This is a genomic window from Streptomyces sp. ASQP_92, assembly GCF_025399895.1.
In the GTDB taxonomy this organism is placed as follows: domain Bacteria; phylum Actinomycetota; class Actinomycetes; order Streptomycetales; family Streptomycetaceae; genus Streptomyces.
Genome location: NZ_JAODUA010000011.1, coordinates 77,200 through 96,710 on the forward strand (window position 1 = coordinate 77,200; position 19,511 = coordinate 96,710).

General features: G+C 71.4%; 19 protein-coding genes. 12 read left to right on the forward strand and 7 right to left on the reverse strand.

All coding sequences use genetic code 11. The features are described 5' to 3' along the window. The first annotated feature begins 103 nt into the window (after positions 1-103). Entirely contained in the window at positions 104-994 is an 891-nt protein-coding gene (locus tag N4G70_RS22705) for an alpha/beta hydrolase (protein WP_261714532.1), read from the forward strand. Positions 995-1,213: 219 nt separating this feature from the next. On the opposite strand, the gene N4G70_RS22710 is transcribed toward N4G70_RS22705, so the two are convergent. Then, the gene (locus N4G70_RS22710; protein ID WP_261714533.1) at positions 1,214-1,783 is read right to left on the reverse strand and encodes a TetR/AcrR family transcriptional regulator; all 570 of its coding nucleotides are present in this window, start codon (positions 1,781-1,783) and stop codon (positions 1,214-1,216) included. 162 nt (positions 1,784-1,945) lie between these two features. Between N4G70_RS22710 and N4G70_RS22715 the strand changes: the two genes are divergently transcribed. The 4 genes from N4G70_RS22715 (at position 1,946) to N4G70_RS22730 (ending at position 6,517) form a co-directional block, all read left to right on the forward strand. After that, positions 1,946-2,506: an FBP domain-containing protein gene (locus N4G70_RS22715; protein WP_261714534.1), complete on the forward strand. Its 561-nt coding sequence runs from the start codon at positions 1,946-1,948 to the stop codon at positions 2,504-2,506. 215 nt (positions 2,507-2,721) lie between these two features. Next, the gene (locus tag N4G70_RS22720; RefSeq protein ID WP_261714665.1) at positions 2,722-4,026 is read left to right on the forward strand and encodes a sensor histidine kinase; all 1,305 of its coding nucleotides are present in this window, start codon (positions 2,722-2,724) and stop codon (positions 4,024-4,026) included. Then, positions 4,023-4,688 carry a response regulator transcription factor gene (locus N4G70_RS22725; protein WP_261714535.1) on the forward strand — a complete coding sequence of 222 codons (666 nt, stop codon included), beginning with the start codon at positions 4,023-4,025 and terminating at the stop codon, positions 4,686-4,688. The genes N4G70_RS22720 and N4G70_RS22725 overlap by 4 nt, the downstream gene beginning before the upstream one ends. A gap of 602 nt (positions 4,689-5,290) precedes the next feature. Further along, positions 5,291-6,517: a cytochrome P450 gene (locus tag N4G70_RS22730; protein WP_261714536.1), complete on the forward strand. Its 1,227-nt coding sequence runs from the start codon at positions 5,291-5,293 to the stop codon at positions 6,515-6,517. A gap of 480 nt (positions 6,518-6,997) precedes the next feature. On the opposite strand, the gene N4G70_RS22735 is transcribed toward N4G70_RS22730, so the two are convergent. After that, a complete protein-coding gene (locus N4G70_RS22735; protein ID WP_261714537.1) occupies positions 6,998-7,837 on the reverse strand; it encodes a diacylglycerol kinase in 840 nt (279 codons plus the stop codon). Positions 7,838-8,013: 176 nt separating this feature from the next. Here N4G70_RS22735 and N4G70_RS22740 point away from each other — a divergent pair, with 176 nt between their 5' ends. Continuing rightward, on the forward strand, positions 8,014-9,297 hold the full coding sequence (locus tag N4G70_RS22740) for an adenylosuccinate synthase (RefSeq protein WP_261714538.1): 1,284 nt from the start codon (positions 8,014-8,016) through the stop codon (positions 9,295-9,297). 106 nt (positions 9,298-9,403) lie between these two features. Here N4G70_RS22740 and N4G70_RS22745 read toward each other — a convergent pair whose 3' ends face one another. Next, positions 9,404-10,339 (reverse strand): LysR family transcriptional regulator, encoded by a 936-nt coding sequence (locus N4G70_RS22745; RefSeq protein ID WP_261714539.1) that lies wholly within the window; start codon positions 10,337-10,339, stop codon positions 9,404-9,406. Positions 10,340-10,479: 140 nt separating this feature from the next. Here N4G70_RS22745 and N4G70_RS22750 point away from each other — a divergent pair, with 140 nt between their 5' ends. Next, positions 10,480-11,727, forward strand: coding sequence for an MFS transporter (locus N4G70_RS22750; protein ID WP_261714540.1), 1,248 nt, complete (start codon positions 10,480-10,482; stop codon positions 11,725-11,727). Here the strand turns inward: N4G70_RS22750 and N4G70_RS22755 are convergent. After that, positions 11,699-12,007, reverse strand: a complete 309-nt coding sequence (locus tag N4G70_RS22755) for a DUF397 domain-containing protein (RefSeq protein ID WP_261714541.1) — start codon at positions 12,005-12,007, stop codon at positions 11,699-11,701. The genes N4G70_RS22750 and N4G70_RS22755 overlap by 29 nt on opposite strands. Further along, a complete protein-coding gene (locus tag N4G70_RS22760; RefSeq protein WP_261714666.1) occupies positions 12,004-12,840 on the reverse strand; it encodes a helix-turn-helix transcriptional regulator in 837 nt (278 codons plus the stop codon). The genes N4G70_RS22755 and N4G70_RS22760 overlap by 4 nt, the downstream gene beginning before the upstream one ends. 227 nt (positions 12,841-13,067) lie before the next feature. Here N4G70_RS22760 and N4G70_RS22765 point away from each other — a divergent pair, with 227 nt between their 5' ends. The 4 genes from N4G70_RS22765 (at position 13,068) to N4G70_RS22780 (ending at position 15,913) form a co-directional block, all read left to right on the forward strand. Beyond that, entirely contained in the window at positions 13,068-13,400 is a 333-nt protein-coding gene (locus tag N4G70_RS22765) for a hypothetical protein (protein ID WP_399036470.1), read from the forward strand. A gap of 73 nt (positions 13,401-13,473) precedes the next feature. Continuing rightward, positions 13,474-13,992 (forward strand): cupin domain-containing protein, encoded by a 519-nt coding sequence (locus tag N4G70_RS22770; protein WP_261714543.1) that lies wholly within the window; start codon positions 13,474-13,476, stop codon positions 13,990-13,992. Beyond that, complete coding sequence (locus N4G70_RS22775; protein WP_261714544.1) at positions 13,989-14,387, forward strand: VOC family protein; 399 nt, start codon at positions 13,989-13,991, stop codon at positions 14,385-14,387. Before N4G70_RS22770 ends, N4G70_RS22775 begins: the two co-directional genes overlap by 4 nt. A 248-nt stretch (positions 14,388-14,635) precedes the next feature. Next, positions 14,636-15,913 carry an LPXTG cell wall anchor domain-containing protein gene (locus N4G70_RS22780; protein WP_261714545.1) on the forward strand — a complete coding sequence of 426 codons (1,278 nt, stop codon included), beginning with the start codon at positions 14,636-14,638 and terminating at the stop codon, positions 15,911-15,913. A 114-nt stretch (positions 15,914-16,027) separates the two neighbouring features. Here N4G70_RS22780 and N4G70_RS22785 read toward each other — a convergent pair whose 3' ends face one another. Beyond that, on the reverse strand, positions 16,028-17,194 hold the full coding sequence (locus N4G70_RS22785) for a serine hydrolase (protein ID WP_261714546.1): 1,167 nt from the start codon (positions 17,192-17,194) through the stop codon (positions 16,028-16,030). A gap of 167 nt (positions 17,195-17,361) precedes the next feature. On the opposite strand from N4G70_RS22785, the gene N4G70_RS22790 reads away from it, so the two are divergent. Continuing rightward, a complete protein-coding gene (locus N4G70_RS22790; RefSeq protein WP_261714547.1) occupies positions 17,362-17,547 on the forward strand; it encodes a DUF1059 domain-containing protein in 186 nt (61 codons plus the stop codon). A gap of 193 nt (positions 17,548-17,740) precedes the next feature. Here N4G70_RS22790 and N4G70_RS22795 read toward each other — a convergent pair whose 3' ends face one another. After that, on the reverse strand, positions 17,741-19,336 hold the full coding sequence (locus N4G70_RS22795; RefSeq protein WP_261714667.1) for a serine/threonine-protein kinase: 1,596 nt from the start codon (positions 19,334-19,336) through the stop codon (positions 17,741-17,743). Positions 19,337-19,511 lie beyond the last annotated feature (175 nt).

Here is a 19,511-nt window from a genome sequence, read left to right on the forward strand (position 1 = left end):
TGTCGGGTTGAGCCCCGTCGGCCCATGAGGGAGCCCCGGGTGCCCTGGTAGCGTCCGGGGCACCCGGGTGATCAACCGGCTTGGCCTGGCGAAAGGTTGGGGAATGACGGATCCCGCAGAGCGTGACGCGGCCGAAGAGGCCTCCGCCTTCTCCCATCCCCCCGTCGCCCCCGACGCCACCGCCGCCTATGGCGACCACCCCGACCAGGTGATCGACTTCTACGCCCCCCGGGGCGCCCGCGCGGGCGCCCCGCTGGTCGCGCTGCTGCACGGCGGCGCCTGGCGCGCCCCGTACGACCGCGCGCACATCACCCCGTTCGCCGACTTCCTGGCCCGGCGCGGGTTCGCCGTGGCCACCATCGAGTACCGGCGCGGAAGTCTGCTGCCCCGGCAGGGCGACGGCACGGGGGCTCCCGCCACAGGGGAGCCGGTGGCCGGGCGCTGGCCGGACACCTTCGACGACGTGGCGGCCGCCCTGGACGCGCTGCCCCTGCTCGTACGGGACGCCGTACCCGGAGCCGACCCCCGCCGCACGGTACTGACCGGCCACTCGGCGGGCGGCCACCTCGCGCTGTGGGCCGCGGCCCGCCATGTCCTGCCGGACGACTCCCCCTGGCGCACCCCGGCCCCCGCCCCCCTGCGCGGTGTCGTGGCCCTGGCCCCGATCGCCGACTTCACCACGGCGGTGGCCCTGTCGGTCTGCTCCGGCGCGGTCACCCAACTCCTGGGCGGAGAAGCGCACTTGCTTTCCCGCCTCCCGCACGCCGACCCCTCCGCCCTCCTCCCCACCGGCATCGCCACGGCCGTGGTCCAGGGCCACGAGGACATCGTGGTCCCCCGATCCGTGGCAGAGGCCTACGTGGCCGCGGCAGCCCAGGCAGGCGAAACAGTGGGCCTGACCCTCCTGAACGACGTGGGCCACTTCCCCCTGATCGACCCCTCAACCGACGCCTGCGCAGTAGCAGCAGAAGAGATCGCCCAACTGGCTTATTGAACAGCTCCCTTTGGGGGCGCGGGGAACTGCGCGAAAAGCGCCCACGGCCCGCAGCCGAAAGGGGGTTAGGGGCGCGGGGAACTGCGCGAGAAGCCCCCACGGCCCGCAGGGTCAAGAGGGTTTAGGGGCGCGGGGAACTGCGCGAAAAGCGACCACGGCCCGCAGCCGAAAGGGAGTCAGGGGCGCGGGGAACTGCGCAAAAGCGCACCCGCGCCGGGGTCACGCCGAAGGCCACCCCCGGAGCAGAACATCAACCGCCTCCAACGTCCGCTCCCACGTCTCCTGCGTATCAGGCGCACTATGACTGAACCCCCCACCCATCTCCAGGCTGATGTAGCCATGGAACACACTCCCCAACAGCCGCACCGCATGCGCCTGCTCCCCCTCCGGCAGGTCATAGCCGCGCAGAATCGCCCGAGTCATCTGGGAGTGCCGCCGCCCCGCGCTCGCCGCCGCCGCCTCCGGATCGAGCCGTAGCTGGGCGGCGGCATAACGCCCGGGATGCGCACGGGCGTAGTCGCGGTAGACGTTCCCGAGCGCCGCGAGCGCGTCCTTGCCGGAGCGGCCGGCCACCGCGTCGGAGGCCAGGTCCGCGAGCTCCTCCAGGGCGAGCAGGGCGAGCCGGGTCTTGAGGTCCTGGGAGTTCTTCACGTGCGAGTACAGGCTCGCGACCTTGACGTCGAACCGCCTGGCCAGCGCCGAGACGGTCACCTGCTCGAAGCCGACCTCGTCGGCGAGCTCGGCGCCCGCCCGGACCAGACGGTCGGTGGTCAGTCCCACCCGTGCCATGCCTACCCCTTCCGTCCCTCTGTTTGGGCGCCCCGACGACCGCCGCCCCCATGGAAGCATCCGCGGGCCACCCACCCCACCCGACCCGCGTGCCACCAGGCCAGTACGCCTGAAGCAATTATGTGTTTGCCTAATACCTTTAGGCAAAATACCGTGGTTCATATGAAGCCGCTGACCGAACACGACATCCGCGCCTCCTTCGTGAACTGCACCAAGGGCGAGGCCAAGCGCCTGGCCGTGCCGCGCGACCTGGCCGAACGTCCCTGGGACGACCTGGACTACCTCGGCTGGCGCGACCCCCAGGCCCCCGACCGCGGCTACCTCGTCGTAGAGCTGGACGGCCGCCCCCGCGGTCTCGCGCTGCGCTGCTCCAGCGCGACCTGGGGCCGGCAGCGGCGCAGCATGTGCTCGATGTGTCTGACCACGCACTCCGGCGGCGTCTCGCTCATGGTCGCGCCGAAAGCGGGCAAGGCGGGCAAGCAGGGGAACTCGGTCGGTGCCTACATCTGCGCCGACCTCGACTGCTCGCTCTACGTACGCGGCAAGAAGGACGCGGGCATCGGAGCGCGACTGCACGAGACGCTCACGGTGGAGGAGAAGATCGAGCGGACGGTCCTGAACGTCGCGGCGTTCGTCGCGAAGGTGACGGGGGTGCCGGAGGAGCCGGAGGCAGGTGCGTCGGAAACGGCCGAGGCACCGGTCACCCCCGGACCGACTGCCTGAGCCGAACCGTCCGCCCGGGCGGAGGAGGGACGTATCCACCCCGCGTAGTCCCTGAGGCGGACCCCCGGGAATCCGCATCGCGCCGGACGCCCCGCCCGATGCCGCCGCCTACCGTGGTGGATGTGAACGAGACGATCAGACCCCGGCAGGGGAGCGGCAGCGGCACAGCGGCGGGCGGCGGCGGCGCCGAACGCACCCCGGAGTTCCGGTTGGCGATGGACGCGTACGGAGGGCTGCGCAGGGACCTGCTCCACGACGCCTTCGCCTACCGGCCGCTCCCGCCGATGCGGACGGACGGAGTGATCACCCGCCGCCTCCCCGGCCGGATACGCGAGGCCGCGGCCTGGACCCCGCACGCGGTCGTCTGCTTCCTCGCCTTCCTCGCGATGCTGTTCGGCTACGCGGGCAGCCTGAGGGGAGTCGGCGGGGGCATCGCCTTCCTGCTGAGCGGGCTGCTCGTCGCGGTGCCGGTGGTCGTGACGCTGGTACGCCCCATCGGCGCGTTCTGGCTGTCCTGCGCGGCGATCGTGATCACCGGCCTGATGGGCTACCACGGCAGCATGACGCCCTGGACGCCCGGCTCCGTCTTCATGCACTCGACCGTCCTGGTCGTGGTGGCGCTGCGCACCCGGCCCCGGGTCGCGCTCGGCATGTGGGGCGTGACCTTCGCCCTCGGCGTGATGGTGGGCGTGGCCCGCGGCCGCTCGGACTCGTTCGGTACCGGCGTGCAGATGGCGTTCTTCTACGGCATGGTCCTGCTGGTCATCTCGGTCGTCCACATCCGCAAGGACGCCGAGCGGCAGGTCAGCGCGGAGAAGTCGGTGACCGCGGTGGAACGCGACCGGCGGACCGTCCTGGAGGAGCGCACCAACATCGCCCGCGAGCTGCACGACGTGGTCGCGCACCACATGTCGGTGGTCGCCATCCAGGCCGAGGCCGCGCCCTACCGCGTGGAGAACCCACCGCCCGAGCTCGCCCAGGCCTTCGCGACGATCCGCGAGAACGCGGTGTCCGCGCTCACCGAACTGCGCCGGGTCCTCGGTGTCGTACGCGCCGAGGACTACGAGGCGCCGGACGCCCCCCAGCCCACCCTCGCCGACCTGGACGGCCTCCTGGCGAACGTCCGCGAGGCCGGGCTGCCCGTGGAGAAGGTCGTCACCGGTGCGGTACGGGAACTCCCGCAGGGGGTCGAACTCTCGGCGTACCGGATCATCCAGGAGGCCCTCAGCAACACCCTGCGCCATGCGCCCGGGGCGGCGGCGCGGGTGGAGATCGGATACGTCCTGGGCGGGCTCGGCCTGCGCGTCATCAACGGCCGCCCGACCACCGAGGCGGGCCCCTCGCAGGGTTCCGGGCACGGGATCACGGGCATGGCGGAGCGGGTGGCGATGCTCGGCGGCGCGATGACCGCGGAGCGGACGGCGGAGGGCGGCTACGAGGTGACGGTCTTCATCCCGGTCGCCCCCGCCGAACCGGAGTCCACGGTGGACCTGGCCAAGGGAACGGAAGAGCGGGCATGACCATCAGGGTTCTGATCGTCGACGACCAGATGATGGTGCGCGAGGGCTTCTCCGTACTGCTCGGCGCGCAGCCCGACATCGAGGTCGTCGGCGAGGCGGTCGACGGCCGCGAGGCGGTCACCCAGGTGCGGGCGCTGCGGCCCGACGTGGTCCTGATGGACATCCGGATGCCCGGCATGAACGGCATCGAGGCGACGCGGGAGATCGTGGCGTCGGACGACTCCGCGAAGGTGCTCGTCCTGACCACCTTCGACCTCGACGAGTACGTCTACCAGGCGCTGCGGGCGGGCGCGTCCGGCTTCCTCCTGAAGGACGCCTCGGCCCGTCAACTCGCCGACGGGGTACGGGTGGTGGCCTCCGGGGAGGCGCTGCTCGCCCCCTCGGTGACCCGGCGCCTGATCAACGAGTTCGCCCGGGTCGTGCCGGTGGCGCGCGGCGGGTCCTCGCCCACCGGCCAGGTCGAGGAGTTGACCGACCGCGAGACGGAGGTCCTCGTCCTGATCGCCCAGGGCCTCTCGAACCAGGAGATCGCGGATCGGCTGGTGGTGGCAGAGTCGACGATCAAGACGCATGTGAGTCGGGTGCTGGTGAAACTGGGGTTGCGGGATCGCACGCAGGCGGCGGTCTACGCGTACGAAACCCGCCTGGTAACCCCGTCCTAACCCCCTGGGGCTCCGCCCCAGCCCCCGGCCACTTTTGCCCACCCACCCGCCCGTGCAGCGGGGTTGGCTGGCCCCGGGCCCCCTGGGGCTCCGCCCCAGACCCCGAGGCACCTCGCCCACCCACCCGCCCGTGCGGCGGGGTTGGATGGTTCGGGCCCCCTGGGGCTCCGCCCCAGACCCCGTTCGCGCCTGAACGGCGCTCGTCCTCAAACGCCGGACGGGCTGAGGTGGCCTGCGCTGGCCCGCACCGAGTAGTTAGGGGCGCGGGGAACTGCGCGAGAAGCGACCACGATCTGCGGACGAAGGGGGGGTAGGGGGCGCGGGGAACTGCGCGAGACGCGGGCACGGTCCGCGGTCGACCGAGGGTTTCTGGGGGCGCGAGGAACTGCGCGAGAAGCGACCACGGTCCGCAGGTCAAAGGGGGGTTGGGGGCGCGGGGAACTGCGCGAGAAGCGGGCACGGTCCGCAGCCGAAGACGGGTTTCTTGGGGGCGCGAGGAACTGCGCGATCAGCCACCTGCGGGCCGCGCGCGCAGGCGGGTTTCCGGGAAGCGCACGGCCGAGCGGGGTTAGGGCCGCAAGGAACTGCGCAGAGGTCAACCCATGACCACCACCACCCCCTTCGCCCCCCACGACCCCGACTTCGTCGCCAACCCCTACCCCGCGTACGCGGAACTGAGAGCAACCGGCCGAGCCCACCACCACGCCCCCACGAACCAGTGGCTGATCCCCCACCACGCCGACGTCTCCGCCCTGCTGAGGGACCGCCGCCTGGGGCGGAGTTATCAGCACCGGTTCACCCACGAGGAGTTCGGCCGCACCCCGCCGCCCCCCGCGCACGAGCCCTTCCACACCCTCAACGACCACGGCATGCTGGACCTGGAGCCCCCGGACCACACCCGCATCCGCCGCCTCGTCTCGCAGGCGTTCACCCCGAGGACGGTGGAGCGGCTCGCTCCGACCGTGCGGCGGATCGCGGGACGCCTCGTGGACGACTTCCGCGCGGCCGGCGGTGGCGACCTCGTCGCCGAGGTCGCCGAACCCCTCCCCGTCGCGGTCATCGCCGAAATGCTCGGCATCCCCGAAGTGGACCGCCCCCTCCTGCGCCCCTGGTCGGCCGCGATCTGCGGCATGTACGAGCTGAACCCCGACGAGGACACCGCCGCCCGTGCCGTCCTCGCCTCGCGCGAATTCAGCGCGTATCTGCGGGAGTTGATCGCGGCACGCCGAAAGAGCCCGGGTGAGGATCTGATCTCCGCCCTCATCGCGGCGTACGACGACGAGAGTGAAGGCGGGGGCCGGCTCACCGAGCAGGAGATGATCTCGACCTGCGTCCTGCTCCTCAACGCCGGCCACGAGGCGACCGTCAACACCACCGCCAACGGCTGGTGGGCGCTGCTGCGCAACCCCGAGCAGCTCGCGGCGCTGCGGGCCGCGCCCGAGGCCCTGTTGCCCACCGCTATCGAGGAGTTGATGCGGTACGACACCCCGCTTCAGCTCTTCGAACGCTGGGTGCTCGAAGACATCGAGTTCGCGGGGCGGACGCTGAGGCGCGGGAGTGAGGTGGCGCTGCTCTTCGGGTCCGCCAACCACGACCCGGCCCGGTTCGCCGACCCCGAGGCGCTGGATCTTTCCCGCGCCGACAACCCGCACGTCTCCTTCGGTGCGGGCATCCACTACTGCCTGGGTGCGCCCTTGGCCCGCCTCGAACTGCGCGCGGCCTTCGGCGAGTTGCTGAAGAAGGCGCCTCCCCTTCGGTTGGCCGCCGAGCCGGGGTGGGGGCCGGGGTTCGTCATCCGGGGCCTGAAGGAACTGCGAGTGGAGTGCTGACCCACCACCGGACACGGGCGGGCGCCCGATCGCGCCGTTCCGCGCCCCTAACCCCGCTCAATCCCGCGGACCGTGCCCGCGTCTCGCGCAGTTCCCCGCGCCCCTGAAACCCGCTCGATCCTGCGGACCGTGGTCGCTCCTCGCGCAGTTCCCCGCGCCCCCAAAACCCGCCTCCGTCCGCAGACCGTGCCCGCGTCTCGCGCAGTTCCCCGCGCCCCCTTAACCACTCGGTGCTGGGGCACCTTCAGCCCGTCCGGCGATTGAGGACGAGCGCCGTTCAGGCGCGAACGGGGTCTGGGGCGGAGCCCCAGGGCGCCTGCGGACCGTGCCCGCTCCTCGCGCCGTTCCCCGCGCCCCTGGCGGGACCGGTGCTGGCCCGCATCGAGGCATTTCAGCCCGTCCGGCGTTTGAGGACGAGGGCCCTTCAGGCCCGATAAGGGGTCTGGGGCGGAGCCCCAGGGCGGTTGCGGGCGAGCGACCTCAAGGCGTGGACGGGGGCGGGGGCGGAGCCCCGGGGGTGGGCAGGACCAGTTGCCAGGCCCCTGCCACCGCCACCCACGTACGCGTACGAACAGGCCCCCCCACCACCGCATCCGCGCGATACCGATACCCCCCCACCGGCCCGGAAATCGTCACGGCCCGCGCCGCCGCCCGCACCCGCTCGCCCGTCCGCCCGTGCACCACCACCTGCGCGAGCCCGTCGCCCGACGCCACCGACACCCCGGCCACCGGCAGGTCGAGATCGCTGAGCAGGACCCCGTCCGCCTCCACGCGCAGCCGGTACGCCATGGCCGCCACGACCGGGGCCGGGGCCCGCACCAGGGTGCGGACGAGGGAGCGGGCCGCGCCCCACACCGTCGGCGGGGCGGACGGCACCCGGACGGGGCCGAGCGCGGGCACCCGCAGCGCGCCGAGCACCACCTGGTCGCAGTCGTCGACCAGGAGGTCGAGCCGCCGCCCCGTACCGTCCAGGGCGGCCCGCGCCGCCGCCACCGCGCCCATCGGCACCCCGAGTGCCCGGGCGAGCTCCAGGGAGTCGGCCGGGCCCACCGGCACCATGGCCAGCGCCCCCCGGTCGAGCTCACGCTCCTTGTGGAGCAGTGTCACCGTGCGTAGCAGCGCCTGGTCGTCGCCGACCACCACCGTGCGCCGGCCACCCCGGCGGGCCAGCGCCCTGGCAAAGTCCTGCGGGCCCTGCGGCCAGCAGATCTTCGCCTGAGCTCCCGCACACAGCACATCTTTCGCGATCCGTACGGACTCGCCGTCAATACGGCGGGCGACCGGGTCGATGAGCACGACGAGCTGGTGCGCAGCCGACACCTCGGTCCTTCCTCGGGTAGCATCTTTGTGCAAGAGCCCCTTGCGCTATTGCGCCAGGGGCTTCGTCTATTCCGGGGCAGCGGTTCCACGGTTCAGGCCCATGGCGTACGCATCCACGTATGGAGCGCGTACGCCCCTGACCTTGGACATGCCCCGCCCGGAAGGGGTGTACGCCTGTGCCCGCACTTGTGCTGCTCGGTGCTCAGTGGGGTGACGAGGGCAAGGGAAAGGCCACCGACCTCCTCGGTGGATCCGTTGACTATGTGGTGCGTTACCAGGGCGGCAACAATGCCGGCCACACGGTTGTCGTAGGCGACCAGAAGTACGCGCTGCATCTTCTCCCTTCCGGGATCCTCTCGCCGGGGTGCACCCCGGTGATCGGTAACGGAGTCGTCGTCGACCCGGCGGTCCTGCTCTCCGAGCTGAGCGGGCTGAACGAGCGCGGCGTGGACACGTCCAAGCTCCTGATCAGTGGCAACGCTCACCTGATCACGCCGTACAACGTCACGCTCGACAAGGTTTCCGAGCGCTTCCTCGGCAAGCGCAAGATCGGTACCACCGGGCGCGGCATCGGCCCGACCTACGCCGACAAGATCAACCGCGTCGGCATCCGCGTCCAGGACCTCTACGACGAGTCGATCCTGGAGCAGAAGGTCGAGGCGGCCCTGGAGGGCAAGAACCAGCTCCTCGCCAAGGTCTACAACCGGCGCGCGATCGAGGCCGGCAAGATCGTCGAGGAGATGCTCCAGTACGCGGAGAAGCTCCGGCCGTTCGTCGCCGACACCACGCTGATCCTGAACCAGGCGCTCGACGACGACAAGGTCGTGCTCTTCGAGGGCGGCCAGGGCACCCTGCTCGACGTCGACCACGGCACGTATCCCTTCGTCACCTCCTCCAACCCGACCGCGGGTGGCGCCTGCACGGGTGCCGGAGTCGGCCCGACGAAGATCAGCCGCGTCATCGGCATCCTCAAGGCGTACACGACCCGCGTCGGCGCCGGCCCGTTCCCGACCGAGCTCTTCGACGAGGACGGCGAGGCGCTGCGCCGCATCGGTGGCGAGCGCGGTGTCACCACCGGCCGCGACCGCCGCTGCGGCTGGTTCGACGCGCCGATCGCCCGCTACGCGACCCGCGTCAACGGCCTCACCGACTTCTTCCTCACCAAGCTGGACGTGCTGACCGGCTGGGAGGAGATCCCGGTGTGTGTCGCGTACGAGATCGACGGCAAGCGCGTCGAGGAACTCCCGTACTCCCAGACCGACTTCCACCACGCGAAGCCGATCTACGAGAAGCTGCCGGGATGGTCCGAGGACATCACCAAGGCCAAGACCTTCGACGAGCTGCCCAAGAACGCGAAGGCGTATGTGAAGGCGCTGGAGGAGATGTCGGGCGCACCGATCTCCGCGATCGGTGTCGGCCCCGGCCGCACCGAGACGATCGAGATCAACTCCTTCCTGTAGGCGCCCTGCGGTAGGCGTGTGCGAGGTGGGCGTTTCTGTGGGCCCCCGGTGACCATGTGGTCGCCGGGGGCCCTGCGCGTGGCGACCGCATGGTCACCGGGAGCGTTCAGCGCGAGGTGGCCCAGCCCGGCGCCCAGGTCCCGGCCGCGTCATGGCCGTCCGTCGTCGCGGCGAGGTGGGCGCGGAGGGTGGCCAGCGCGGGGTGGGGGTTGTCGCGGTGCCAGAGGAGCGAGTGCGGGTAGACGGGCGTCGGGTCGGTGACCGGGATGCGGCGCAGTCCGTGGTCGGCGGGCCAGATCAGGCGGGTGTGTTCGCCCATGAAGGTGGCCAGGGCCGGGGTGTCGGCGATGGTGTCGAGGAGCGCGTCGGAGCCGAAGTTGGGACCGGTCACCTCGATGGTGAGCCCGAACTCGGCGACGAGGTCGTCGTAATAGGCGCCCCACTCGGTTCCGGGGGCGATGCCGGGCATCCAGATCCGGTGCCCGCTGAGCTCCGCGACGGTCACCGACCGGGCGCCCGCCAGCGCGTGGGCGGGCCCGGTGAGGAGCTGGAGCGGCTCGTCGAGGACCCGTACCGAGGCGATGTCCCCGGGGAGGGGCCGGCCGGGCGCGGCGACGGCGCGGAAGGACGCGTCGATCGTGCCGGAGCGGATGGCGGCTACGGCGGTCTCGATGTCGAACAGCGTCAGCACGTCGAGGTCGATCTCGGGGTGCGCGCGGTGGAAGCCGCGCATCAGGTTCGACTGGGCGCTGCGGGAGGCGAGCACGTCGACGCGGAGCGGACGGCGGCCGGGCCGCACGGAAGCGCTCGCGCGGTCGGCGACGCGCAGCAGCTCGCGGGCGTGGGGCAGGAACGCCTGGCCGTCGATGGTGAGCTCGGCGCCGCGCGGAGCACGGGTGTACAGGCGCACGCCGAGGCCGCGCTCAAGGACGGCGATGCGCTTGGAGACGGCCTGCTGGGTGATCGACAGGTCGGCGGCGGCCTTCTGGAACCCGCCCGCTTCCGCGACGGCGACGAAGGTGCGTACTGCTTCGAGATCCATGCCGACCCACCCTACGGAACAACCTCCGGTTGTACGGGAGGGGCGGATCGGTTGTTTGACCTGCTGTTGTCCCGCCCGCTTAGCTCTCCCTGGTCAACTTCCGCTTGTTCGATCACCACGCCGAGGGGAGCGCGCCGACCATGGTGAGCAGCAGACCGCTGGGCCGCGGGTTCGGCTGGCTGTGGGCGTCCTACGCGGTCAGCGCGTACGGGTCCGGCCTCGGGTTCGGGGCGTTGCCCCTGGTGGCGGTCCTGGCCCTGCACGCCGGGCCCGCCCAGGTGTCCGCGCTGTCCGCGGTGGGCCCGGCGGTGGGAGCGCTGATCGCGGTGCCGCTCGCGCTGTGGGTGGAGGTCCGGCGCAAGCGGTCGGTCATGATCATGATGGATCTGGCCCGGTTCGCGGCCATGGTGACCATTCCCGTCGCCTACGCCTTCGGATGGCTCGGCTTCGTCCAGCTCCTCGTGGTCTCGGCCGTGGTCGCCGCGGCCAAGATCGCCTTCAACGCGGCCGGCGGCGCCTACCTCAAGGCCGTCGTGCGGCCGGACGACCTGCTCGTGGCCAACGCGCGGTTCGAGTCCACGAACTGGTCCTCCATCGCGGTGGGGCCACCGCTGGGCGGCGCGGCGATCGGCCTGTTCGGACCGGTCGCCACCGTGCTGGCCGACGCGCTCAGCTATCTGCTCTCCGCGCTGGGCCTCACCGCGATCGGCGGCCGGGAGGAAGCACCGGCGGCGAGCGGCAAGGGCCCGCTCCGGGCGCGCGCACTGCTCGACGGCTGGCGGCACATCCTGGGCCACCCCGTTCTGCGGCCGCTCTACCTCAACAACATGCTCGTCTCCGGTCTGATCATGGCCACCGAACCCCTGCTGGCCGTGCTCCTGATCCGCCAACTCGGCTTCCCGCCCTGGCAGTACGGCCTCGCCTTCGCCGCCCCCTGCCTCGGCGGACTCATCGGCTCACGACTGGCCCGCCGGGTCGTCGCCCGCTTCGGCCGGGCCTGGGTCTTCCGCACCATCGGCACTCTGCGCGCCGTCTGGCTGATCGGCCTGGTCTTCGTACGACCCGGCGTCGTGGGCCTGGTCACCGTCATGGTCGTCGAGCTGGCGATCATCATCAACATGAGCCTGTACACCCCGGTGCTGGCCACCTACCGGCTCGAACACACCCCGGAGCATCTCGTGGCCCGCACCCTGACGGCGTGGTCGATCGGCCAGCAGGCGTCCATCGCCGTCCTCACCGCACTGGCCGGCCTGCTCGCCGACGCCACCGGCCCACGCACCGCGCTCACGGTCGCGGGCCTGCTCATCCTGACCACCCCGCTCCTGCTCCCCCGCCGCGGCCGGACGCCACACCCTGTGCTCAACCGACCGTCGCACGGCCCCAGTTGAGGAAGACCGACCAGGCGTGCGGCGCGACGGCGAACGAGGGGCCGTCCGTCATCTTCGAGTCCCGTACGTGGACGGCTTCACAGCAGGGGGCCACTTCTACGCAGTCGCCGCCGCTGTCGCTGCTGTACGTCGACTTACGCCAGGGGAGGGCGACCTCTATGCATTCGCCGCCGCTGTCGCTGCTGTACGAGGACTTGCGCCAGGCGACCGCGACCTCGATGCATTGGCCGCCCCCGCTGTCGCTGTAGCTGGACTTGAACCACCGGAGGGTGCTGCTCATCTCTGCTCTCCTGCCAACTCCTCGATGAGGCCCATCGTTTCCCGTGGACCCAGGGCCTGTGCCCGGATCTTCGCATAGCGCCGGGCGTACGCACTCACCTTTGCAGGGTCGGAGATCAACAGGCCCTCGCCCTGGACTTCCAGGAAGGCCAGGTGGTCGTGTTCCGGAGTCTCCACGAGTGTCATTCCTCCACGGTCTCCGGCGTACTCGCCGTTCACGCCGCATGCCAGGGGAAGCACGTCAAGTGTCACGTTGCGCCTGCGTGAGCAGGCGAGGAGATGTTGGAGCTGTTCGCGCATGATCTCTCGGCTGCCGATGACCCGCCGCAGTACCGCCTCCTCCAGGATCAGCTCGATCGAAGCGACGGGCTGTCGGTCGAAGAGGGCTTGCCTTTCCATGCGTGCTTGGACCAGTTCCTCGACCCTCTGCTCGGGAAGAGGCGGAAAGCCGCCGCCGATGAGGGCGCGTGCGTAATCCTCCGTCTGGAACAGCCCGTTCACGACGAGGATCTCGTACATCTGGATCACCAGCGACTGCTGCTCCACGGGCGCGAAGTCCTTGAATTGCTCCGGATACTTCTCCAGGCGCACCGACGCGCGCGCGTCCTCGAAGATGCCCATGCCATCACCCAGCACCCGCTCCAGCTGGACCAGCATCTCGTCGCTGGCGGGCTGAGCCAGCGTCTCCATAGCGCTGACCGCCGCAGCGGAGAAGCCAATCTCGCTCCCCAATTGCTCCTGCGTCCACCCCTTCCTTACCCGCAATTTGCGGGCGAGGTTGGCCACCATCTGGGCGGTCGGCCCCGCCGTCACCTTGTTTTCCGCTCGTGCCATTTCGATCACGCTCCGACTCAACCGGTCTCAACCGGTCTCGACTCAACCCCGCCGAATTCGACTCCCCTCCAAGGGAGTTGGGGCTGGTCAACGGCTGCCCGACGGTCCCTTCGAGGCCATGGCAAACGCTAGCCGGAGGGGCCGAGACTGTCCCCGTGGATACGCAAATCGGCGAGGTAAACCTGGACTGGATTCCGCTTTCCGGCATCCGGTTGGGAAAAGCGGGCGTGCAATTCGACGCGGTACGGATCGACGGGGACGCGGGGCGGTGCGTGGCGGATCTGATGGAGGAGCTGACCGGGGGCGACCCGGGGCCGATCGTCGCGGATGCGCTGGGGCGTCGGCCGGTGTACTTCCTGGTGCCGCCGCGCAGCACCTCGCACCGGCCGTGGCCCGCCGTGGCGAGGCCGTTCAACTCGGGCCGGGGGAGGGTGAGTTATGTACCCGTACCCGCGCTGAGCGGAGGCACCTGGCCGCTGTCGTGGCGGTTCCCACCCTCGGAGGCGGACCGGTTCGTGCACACGCCGCTGCTGAACTCGGTGGTGTGGCAGCTTCGTTGAGGGCGAATTGGCCCAAGGATCCGGTGCAGAAATGGCCTGGTGGGGTGGGCGCTCATGATCATAAAGTCGAGCCATGACCACTCAGGAAACACCCTCCCCCGCCGCCGCTCCGTTCGCCCCGGTACTCACCCGTCACGCCGACGCCGAGACGTGTGCGGACCCGAGCAGCGTGATGACGCTGTTCGCCGACTCGGACGGTACGGCCGACGGGTTCACCAGCTATCGCTCCACGTTCGCGAAGGGGGCCGTGGGTGCGCCCGCGCACTTCCACACCAAGGCGACGGAGCTGTTCTTCGTGATCAGCGGGTCGCTCCAGGTGCTGGTGGGCGAGGAGGTGACCGTCCTGGGGGCGGGCGACTTCCTGGCCGTGCCGCCGCACACCCCGCACGCGTTCGCCGCCGCGCCGGGCAGCGAGGCGGACGTCCTGTTCGTGTTCACGCCGGGGATGGGCCGCTTCGACTACCTGCGGCTGCTCGGCCGGGTCATGCGCGGCGAGGCGGACCCGAGCGAGATCGCGGAGTCGGCCGAACGGTTCGACAACCACTACGTGGACAGCCCCGCGTGGCGCGCGGCCCTGGAGGCCTCGGCGTGATCGACGCGAAGACCCATGTCCGGGTGGCCCGGCCCTCGCGGGACCTGGCCGCCGCCGAACGCTTCTACGTGGACGGCCTCGGCCTGGACGTGCAGTGGCGCACCACCGAGCGCGTCCCGGGCGCGCACGACCTGCTGATGGTGGGGCCGGCGGGCGGCTCCTGGCACTTCGAGCTGACCCACGACCCCGAACACCCGCTGGAGCCCACGCCGACGGTGGACGACCTGTTCGTGGTCTACCTCGGCGCCCCGGTCGACGAGGCCCTCGTCGACCGCCTGCTCGCCCACGGCGGGACCCGCGTCCCCGCGCACAACCCGTACTGGGACGAGTACGGCGTCACCGTCGCCGACCCCGACGGCTACCGGCTGGTCCTGTGCTCCCGCACCTGGGGCTGACCGAAATCCCAAAAACCGGCCTCCGGCCGTGCGTGACATCACTCACAGGGATTTCACAGCCGGTGAGAGCAACTTTCCGAATTTGCCCGGATTCCGCTTTGCCGACCGTTTGCGAAGGAGTCGCCAGGTCCGCTTATCGCCCTTTTCCGAGGCTCGTTGGCGCTTACGATCTGCGAACTGTCGCATCCGCGTGGAGACCTACCGCCCGCGACACCTCACTTTCTTTCGGACCCAGAAGAGGGCTGCTCGTGCAGATCCGCCGCATTCTCGCCACCGCCGTCGTGGCCGCCGTGACCGCTCCGGCCGCCATGCTCTCCGTTGCACCGGCGTTCGCCGACACCAAGCCGGCCGCCCAGACCCAGAACAAGCCCTCCATCGCCGAGTTGGAGCAGGCCGCCAAGGACGCGCAGAAGGCGTACGATGCCGCCGTCGTCGCCGAGAAGGCGCTCGTGCGGTCGCTGGAGGACACCGACGCGCCGACCTACCCGCTTGAGGCGGCATTCCAGGCCGCGACGAAGACGGCGAAAGAGGCCGCGACCAAGAAGGCCACCGCCGATGCGGCTGTCGCCGACGCCAAGGCGAAGCTCGACGCCGCCGTGAGCGACGACGACAAGGCCGCCGCGCAGAAGGCCCTCACCGAGGCCGAGGGCGTCGCCAAGACCGCCGCCGACGCGAAGACCGCCGCCGACGCCAAGCAGGCCGAGGCGAGCAAGGCCGTGTCCGACGTCAGGGTCGAGATCTCGAAGAAGATCTACAAGGCGCAGCTCGCCATCAAGGAGACGCTCGCCAAGAAGACGGCCGCCGACAAGGCGCTCGCCGACGCCAAGAAGGCGGAGGGAAGCGGGTCCTGCGTGTCCCAGGACGCGTTGAGTGCCGTGGCGGTCGGACTGCCGTCCAAGATCGCCGCCGGCTCCACGGTCGACTTCACGCTCCGTCTGGGCAACACCACGGGCCGGACCCTCGACAACGTCTTCCCGATCGCCTACCCGCACGGGACCGACAAGAGCGGCATGAAGGACATCGACAAGCTGCTGCACCTGAAGTGGTCCAACGGCTCGGGCTGGCAGGACCTCGACGGCCGGCACCACGCGGGCGTCGTCAAGGCGCTGCGGACGGGCGCGCACGCCGACGTCAAGCTGCGCCTGACCGTCGACGCCTCCGCTCCCGCCGAGGGCACGGGCGTGGTGTTCGTCAACGCCGACTACACGAACAACGACGGGTCGTGCGGTGGGGTCCCGGACTCCACCATGTACGAGTTCCGGCTCACCCCGGTCGGCAGCAAGCCCTCCACCGAGCCGGCCAAGCCGGCCAAGCCGGCCTCCAAGCCGGAGCCGCAGGGCAGCAAGTCCCCGTCTCCCGTCGGATCGGGTGGCACGACGGGCACGGGCGGCGCCAACGGCTCGCTCGCCCACACCGGTTCCTCGTCCGCGCTGCCGCAGTTCGCCCTCGCGGGCGGCGCCGCGGTCGTCATCGGTGCCGGCGCCGTGTACTTCGTACGTCGCCGCAAGGCCGCCGACAACGCCTGACGTTCAGGCGTCGGCACCCCGGGCCTGTCCCGTCGCGTTCGTCGCGGGGCAGGCCCGGGGTGCGTTCACCTCCGCCCCCCGCCCCGCGGGCCCGGCGGCTCTCCGGAAGCAGCGTCACGCCCCTTCGGGGAAGCCGGCGCCGGCGGCGTACCGCCAGAAGGCGTTCATCAAGGTGGGCGGTGTCGGGCCGGTCATCTCCACCTGGGTCAGCAGGAGGGTGACCTCGCCGGTGGAGGGCACGACATAGGCGGCGGTGCCGGTGCCGCCGACCCAGCCGTAGCGGCCCTTCACGTTCCACGGTTCGACGCCCTCGATGTCGACCGAGCCGCCGTACCCCCAGCCCTGGCCGCCCAGGAACAGCGTGGCGGCGGAACGCTGGGCCGGGGTGAGGTGGTCGGTGGTCATCTGCCGTACCGCCTCGGTCGAGAGCAGCCGGCGCCCCTCGGCCGTCCCCTCGCCGAGCAGCAGGCGCGCGAAGGCGCACAGGTCGTCGACGGTGGAGACGAGTCCGCCCGCGCCGGAGGGGAAGGCGGGCGGGCTGCTCCAGTGCCCGTCCGGGGCGTCGACGAGTTCGAGGCCGCCCTGCGGACGCGGCGCGTAGAGACTGGCGAACCGGTCGAGATCGCGGGCCGGGACCGAGAATCCGGTGTCCACCATGCCGAGGGGCTCGAAAAGGCGCTCGGCCAGGAACTCGGGCAGCGTGCGCCCCGAGGCCCGGGCGATCAGGATGCCCTGGAGGTCGGAGCAGGTGTTGTACAGCCAGGCCTCGCCGGGCTGGTGCAGCAGCGGGATGCGGCTGAGCCGGGCGAGCCACTCGTCCGGCTCCGGCACCGCCTGGGGTCGCGGGGGCGCCTGGTGCAGCTCGTTGAAGAGGGGCTGGACGGCGGGCAGCGAGAAGTCGGACGGGAAGCCGTATCCGGCGCGGAAGTCGAGCAGATCGGCCACCGTGATCGCACGGGCGGCGGGGACGACGTCGTCGACGGGCGAGGACGGCGTGCGGACCACCATGGGCGAGGCCAGTTCCGGCAGCCACTCGGAGATCGGGTCGTCCAGGGCGATGCGTCCGTCGTCGACCAGCATCATGACGGCCGCCGCGGTGATGGGCTTGCTGACCGAGGCGATACGGAAGATCGCGTCCCGGGTCATGGGGGCGGCGCCATTGAGCTCGGGCGAGCCGGCCGTGGCCACCTCTACCTCGTCGCCCCGGGCCACCAGGCCCACCGCGCCCGGCACCGTGCCGTCATCGACGTACGCGTCCAGGATCTTCCGCAACCCGCTCATGGCCCACCTTCTCGACGTCCGGTACGCAGGGCCCCCCGGTCCTCGGGACCCGCTCGAAGGGGAGACCCCCTCGGCGGCGGGAAGTCATCGCTCACCGACCAGTACCGCCGGAGGCGCGAAACGGTGAGATCCTGGAAACGGGATATTTCGCCCCGAGGAGGCATCCCATGCGCAAGGTCGCTGACTGTCGGGACTACCCGAGCGAATCGAATTGCAGCCTGACGATTTCCGGCGAGGAGGACGAAGTCGTACGGGCGGCGGCCGAGCACGCGGCATCGGTGCACGGCCACACGGACTCCCCCGAACTCCGCGAGCAAGTGAGGACCATGCTCAAGGACGAGGCAACCGTCTAGAGATCTCCGACCGCCCTTCAGTGGCCGAGGTCAGGGTCACTGGAGGGCGACCGCCCTTCAGTGGCCGAGGTCAGGGTCACTGGAGGGCCAAGCTCGTCCATGAGGCGGTGCCGGCGCGGCGGAGGCCCGGCCTTGTCCGAGGACCGGCCTTGTCGGAGGACCGGCCTTGTCGGTGGCTCGCGTCGACAGCCGCCTAGTCCGCCGCCCGCGTGTAGTCGACGAACTCGCCCGTCTCGGCGGTCTCGCGGTGCAGGCGGCCGTCCGGGAGGAGGGTGAGGGTGCTGGGTTTGCCGGGGTTGCAGGCGCCGGTCGAGCCGGGGCCGACCGTGGAGGGGCCGATGCGCAGGGGGGCGTCGGGTGTGGTGGGGGTTGCGGCGAGGGGGGCCTGGAAGAGGCAGTGGTAGCCGGGGCCGTCCGCCGTGAGGGTCAGGACCGTGTCGCCGACCCGGCCCGCCCGGATCACCAAGTGGCGGGGATTGTCACCGGAGTTGCCCGGGACCCCGCCCGACCAACTGCCCACGTACTGCTGGGGCACGCCGTCCGCCGGGGTGGGGCGGGGGCTCGTCGATATGCCCTTGTCGTCCGAACTGGCCGACGGGGAAGGGGAGTTGAGGCTGGTGGAGGGGTGGGCGGTGTCGCCGCCGGTCCTCGGGATGCCGCCGCTCATGTACGCGTACACCGAGCCGCCCGCGCCGACCGCCACCACCAGGGCCACCGCGATCAGCGCCGCCGTGGACGTGGCGCTGCGCTTCGGTGGGGGTTCCGCGTCGGGGGCGTCGGGGGCGTAGTACGGGTCGTACGGAGGCGGCGGTACGGCGTGGCCGGGTTGTGGGAGCGGCGGCGGTGCGTCGCGGGGGAGGGGCGGCGGGGCTATCGCGGTGTCGGCGGAGCCGGGCGCCTCTATGTCGAGCAACTGGGCCGCGTGGCTGCCCAGTTGGGCCACCAGGGACGGGGGCAGCCAGGGGTCGGGGACGGCGGCGGGGACGCGTTCCAGGATGCGTTCCGGGGTCGGCCGGGCCGCCGGGTCCTTGTGCAGGCAGTCGCCGATCAGCTCCTGGAGGGACTCCGGTACGCCGTCGAGGTCCGGCTCCTCCTGCGCGATGCGGAACATCAGCGCGTGCACCCCGCCCGACGCCTCCCCGAACGGCAGCCTGCCGCTCGCCGCGTAGGTGAGGACCGAGCCGAGGCAGAACACGTCGCAGGCCGAGGTGATCCGGTCGCCGCGCACCTGCTCGGGGGCCATGAAGCCCGGTGACCCGACGAGCGCGCCCGTCAGGGTGAGGCCCGCGTCCGTGCCGGTGTCCAGGGCGCGGGCGATGCCGAAGTCGATGACGCGGGGGCCGTCGATGGTGATCAGGACGTTGGAGGGCTTGAGGTCGCGGTGGACGAGCCCGGCCTCGTGGATGTCCTTGAGGGCGTGGGCGAGGCCGCGGGCGAGGGCGCGTACGGAGTGTTCGGGGAGGGGGCCGTGCGGGCCCGCCACCACGGACTGGAGGGAGGGGCCCGCGACGTAGCCGGTCGCGACCCAGGGCACGGGGGCCTCGGTGTCCGCGTCCAGGACCGGGGCCGTCCAGAGGCCGCCGACGCGGCGTGCGGCGAGGACCTCCTGGCGGAACCGGTCCCGGAACTCGGCGTGGTCGGCGAGGGCGGGGCGGACCAGTTTGACGGCGACGGTGCGGCCGCGGGTCGAGCGGGCGAGGTAGACCTGTCCCATGCCGCCCGCGCCCAGCCGGCCCAGCAGCCGGTAGGCGCCTATCCGTTCCGGGTCGCTCGGCTCCAGGTGCTGCATACGTTCCATGGCGGGCCTCCCCGGGGTTCCCGTTCAACGGGGTGAGGATAGTGCGGGGCCCCTGGCCGGGGGTTCCTGGGTCTTCCCCCCGCCCCACCCGTGCCCCTAACCCCCCTGTCCTCCGCGGACCGTGGCGGGCCGGTCGCGCAGTTCCCCGCGCCCCTTAAACCCGTCC